Raw genomic sequence first — 4,462 nt, forward strand, 5'->3', positions numbered from 1 at the left:
CTGGGCAAGACCTGCGCACGAAGGGAAATGCCGGCGGCGATTGCCGTCATGGGGGCGTTTCCACAGGCGTGCGGCTGCGCGCCGAGGCGGGTGTGTCGACCCCGAACAGCGGCGCGCGGTGGGCGGGCCGCGCGAGCGGGTCCGCGGCTGCCGTGGGCCTGGGCTCGGCCAGATCCTCGAGGATGGGGCAGTCCGGGCGGTCGTTGCCGTGGCAGTGGTCGGCCAGATGGGCCAGCGTCTGCGCCATCGATTGCAGCTCGGCGATTTTTGCGTTCAGACCGGCAACATGCCTCAGCGCCATGGCCTTGACATTGGCGCTGGCGCGGTCGCGGTCCTGCCACAGCACCAGCAGCTCCGAAATCTGTTCGACGGAAAACCCCAGATCGCGCGAGCGGCGTATGAAGCGCAGGCTGTGCGTGTCGGCCACACTGTAATTGCGGTAACCCGCATCGGAGCGGTTGGCCTTGGGGATCAGGCCAATCTGTTCGTAATAGCGAATCATCTTTGCCGAGACGCCGCAGCGCTCGGCTGCCTGACCGATATTCATGATTTTCTCCTTGTGGTGGGCAACAGCCGCAAGCGCCGGGGCCGGGCTGCGCGCCCCGGTTCATTGCGGCGTAAAGAACACATCGGCATGCATGTCCTGCGAGCGCAGACCGCGGACGGCACCGATGCGCAGCGCCGCCTCGACCATGGCGGGCGGGCCGGCAACGTAGGCCTTCCAGCCATCCAGATCCTGCAGGTCGTGCGCCACGGCATCGGTCACCAGGCCGCGGCGCCAGCGGGTCGGCGCCGGCGCCTCGGAAAGCACAGGCGTGAAGCTCATGTGGGGGTGCTGCCGCGCCAGCGCCTGGAAATGCGCGACCAGATAGAGATCGCGCTCGCCGCGTGCGCCGAAATAGACATGAATGGGCTGCTGCATGCCCGCGGCAATGGCGGCTTCGACAATCGCCTTGATCGGCGCCAGGCCGGAACCCCCGGCAATGCACAGAATCGGCCCCGCATGCTGCTCGCGCAGGTAGGCCGAGCCAAACGGCGCTTCGATCGCCACCGGGTCGCCGGGCTGCAGAAATTGGTGGACACGCGCGCTCGTGGCCCCGCCCGGCACCTCGCGGATATGGAATTCAAGCACCGGCGCACCCGAGCGGCTGGCCATGGAGTAGTCGCGCACGGCAGCGCCGGGAAAGGTCAGCCGCGCGTACTGGCCGGCGGCAAAGCGCAGCGCATCGGCTCCCTCGGTGGCCAGCTGGACAATGCGGATGTCGTGGGTGGCGTCGCTGATCGCGCTCACGCGGCCGATCAACTGGCGGCGCGGGTGGGCGGGCGGGTCTTCGTCGCCACCGAGCCAGGCAACGCAGGCATCGGTGGTCGGGACTGCGCGGCAGGCGAGGATCAGCCCCTGGGCCTTTTCCTCGGGCGAGAGGGCAAAGCGGCTGTGTTCCAGCAGCTCGACCTGGCCTTGGACCAGGCGCGACTTGCAGGCGCCGCAGCGCCCGGAGCGGCAGCCGTGCGGATAGGCGATGCCCTCGGCCAGCGCGGCGTCCAGGATGGTGACGCCCTGCGCCACCGCGATGCTGCGCCCGGCCTGGCGTATTTCCACCTGCCGTGTCATTGCGCGCTCTTATCGGCCGCAGCCGGGCCCAGGCCCAGGGCATGCACCAGGCCCGGCTTTTGCGCGGCAAACGTGCCGTAGAAGACCTGGTCCTGCACCAGGGTGATGGGCGCCACCCGCACACCGGTGCGTGCCTTGGCCTGCGCCATGATCTCGGGGTCGGTGAGGTCGCGTTCCTCGAAAGCAATTGCCTCGCGTTCCAGCCAGTCCTTGAGCAGGCGGCAGTCGGGGCAGGAGGGTGTCGTGTAGACCATGACCTGGGGGTGGGATGTGTTGTTCATGAAGTGTTGCTCCATCGGGTAGGAGTGAGGCGCCAGGCGCTGCCTGCGCCGGAACGACGCTTGGCGTGACGCTGGCCGCCGAAAGCAAAGTTTGGGGACTGACATCGTGTGAAGGTCAAGGCCCGGGTGAAATCTGCGTTGCCAGGCTGGCGCTTGACGTGCCGTCGGCGCCGCCGCAGTCTTGCCGGGTCCAGGCGCAAAGCTCCCAGCCGCCGCCCAGTGCCTTGTAGATGCTGACCACGGCCAGGCGTTGCTGGGTGCGGGCAATGGCCAGCGCGCGCCGGCTGGCGAAGTCGGCGCGCTCGGCTTCCAGCACTTCCAGATAAAGGCCTTCGCCCTGCGCAAATCGCACGCGCGCCAGGCGCGCCGCTTCGCGGTGGGCGGCCGACTCCCGCAGGCGCAGGCCCAGCGTGCTGCCCGCGGCGCCATAGGCCTTGAAGGCATCGTCGGTTTCCTGCAGGGCGCGTGCCACGGTCTGGTCGTAGTGGATCAATGCCTCCTTGGCGCGGGCCTCGCTGGCCGCGATGCGCGCGCGCACCCGCCCGGTATCGAGAAAAGACCAGCGCATGACCGGGCTGATGAAGGCCGACAGCGCGGCCCCGCCACTGAGCGTGCTGAGACTGCCGGCCACCAGCCCGATCGAGCCCTGCACCTGGACTTCGGGGTAGAGTCCGGCGGTCTCCACCCCAATGCCGGCCGTGGCCGCGGCCAGGCTGCGTTCGGCCGCCACGATGTCGGAGCGGCGCGAGAGCAGGGCGGCGGGATCGCCCACGGCAATCGTTCGAACGCGCAAGGCGTCGGTGCCGGGCGTGCCCGCGGGCAGGCGCAATCCGTGCGGGGTTTCGCCCAGCAGCACGGCCAGGGCGTTGGCCGCGGCCGCGCGCCGGCGTTCGAGTTCGGGCAGGGCCACCTCGACGCTGCGCAAGGCCGCCTCGGCCCGCAGCCGGTCGAATTCGCTGGCCGAGCCGGCGTCCACCAGCGCGTCGACCAGGCGCAGGCCGTCGATCTGGCTTTGGCGGATGTCGGCGACGACGGCGTGTTCGGCCTCGATACCGTGCAGCTCGAACCAGGTGGCAGCCACCGCCGCAGCGACGCCGGCTTGCACGCCGCGCAGCAGCGCCGCGCGCGAACCCGCTTGCGCTTCGGCCGCCTCCACCGAGCGCTGCACCCGGCCAAAGAGATCGATTTCCCATGCGGCGTCGACGGCGCCGCGGTAGCTGTCGACCCGGCGCGGCTGGCCGGCCGGCGTCTGGCTTTCACTGCGGCGGCGGTTGTCGTAGTCCAGCGCGACCCCTCCGCTGGGCAGGAATCCCTGGCGGTTTTCCCTCAGCAGGGCGCCGGCCTGCGCCAGCCGCGCCGCCGCAAGGCCGATGTCATGGTTTGCCGCCAGCGCGCGCTCGACCAGGCCGGCCAGCGCGGGATCGTCAAAGCCGCGCCACCAGGCCAACTCGACGGCCCCCGCGCTCAGCCCGATGGAGGAATCTTCGAAGCTGGCGGGAAACTGCGATGCGTGCAGTGCCGGCAGCGCGGGCGGAACGTACTCCGGGCCGACTGCGCACCCGGCCAGCAGCAGCGCAGGCAGCAAAACGGCTATATAGGAATTTCTCATCACTTAGATCTCCTCCAGGCGCGCCCGGGTGCTTGCCCGGGGCCGCTCGAAGCGCGCCGACAGGCCGCGCATCACCACATAAAAAACCGGCGTCAGGAACAGGCCGAACAGCGTCACGCCCAGCATGCCGGCAAAGACCGCAATCCCCATGGCATGGCGCATCTCCGCGCCCGCGCCGGTGGCCAGCACCAGTGGCACGACTCCGGCAATGAAGGCCAGCGAGGTCATGACGATGGGCCGCAGCCGCAGCCGGCAAGCCTCCACCACCGCCTCCACCGCGCTTGCGCCCTCGGCTTCGCGGCTGCGCGCGAACTCAACGATCAGAATCGCGTTCTTGGCGGCCAGGCCGACCAGCACGATGAGCCCGATCTGCACGAAGACGTTGTTGTCTCCGCCCACCAGCCAGACGCCCAGGATCGCGCTGAGCAGACACATGGGAACGATCAGCAGCACCGACAGCGGCAGCAGCCAGCTGTTGTATTGCGCCGCCAGGATGAGATAGGCCAGCAGCACGCACAGCGGGAAAATGAACAGCGCCGAGTCTCCTGCCAGCTTTTGCTGGAAGGTCAGATCGGTCCATTCAAAGGCCATGCCTTCGGGCAGTACCTCCTTTGCCAGGCGCTCCATCACCGCCACCGCCTGCCCCGAGCTGACGCCCGTCATTGCGCCGCCCGCGATATCCGCCGCCGGGTAGCCGTTGTAGTGGATCACGCGGTCCGGGCCCGAACTGGGCGTGACGGTGACAAACGAGGACAGCGGCAGCATGTCTCCGGCGGCGTTGCGCACCTGCAGGCGGCCAATGGCCTCGGCCTGCATGCGGTGCTCGGCATCGCCCTGGGCGGTCACCTTGTAGGTGCGGCCAAAGCGGTTGAAGTCGTTCACATAGAGCGAGCCCAGATAGACCTGCAGCGACTCGAACACATCCGCCAGGCGCACACCCTGGCTCTTGACCTGGGTGCG

4 protein-coding genes and 1 pseudogene are annotated in these 4,462 nt (G+C 69.0%); all 5 read right to left on the reverse strand.

Annotated elements, in window-relative coordinates; translation table 11 throughout:
* Positions 1–166: 166 nt before the first annotated feature.
* A pseudogene (gene cueR / locus RR928_RS23500) lies at positions 167–547 on the reverse strand (Cu(I)-responsive transcriptional regulator); the annotation flags it as partial.
* 60 nt (positions 548–607) lie between these two features.
* Positions 608–1,612: a 2Fe-2S iron-sulfur cluster-binding protein gene (locus RR928_RS23505; protein WP_332684472.1), complete on the reverse strand. Its 1,005-nt coding sequence runs from the start codon at positions 1,610–1,612 to the stop codon at positions 608–610.
* Entirely contained in the window at positions 1,609–1,893 is a 285-nt protein-coding gene (locus tag RR928_RS23510; protein WP_332549640.1) for a glutaredoxin family protein, read from the reverse strand. Before RR928_RS23510 ends, RR928_RS23505 begins: the two co-directional genes overlap by 4 nt.
* Before the next feature lie 115 nt (positions 1,894–2,008).
* Positions 2,009–3,502 carry a TolC family protein gene (locus tag RR928_RS23515; protein WP_332549641.1) on the reverse strand — a complete coding sequence of 498 codons (1,494 nt, stop codon included), beginning with the start codon at positions 3,500–3,502 and terminating at the stop codon, positions 2,009–2,011.
* Positions 3,503–3,505: 3 nt separating this feature from the next.
* Positions 3,506–4,462: efflux RND transporter permease subunit (locus tag RR928_RS23520; RefSeq protein WP_332684475.1), on the reverse strand; the 957-nt coding region annotated here is incomplete at its 5' end.

Origin of the sequence: Comamonas sp. (assembly GCF_036666375.1) — a bacterium.
In the GTDB taxonomy this organism is placed as follows: Bacteria; Pseudomonadota; Gammaproteobacteria; order Burkholderiales; family Burkholderiaceae_C; genus Comamonas.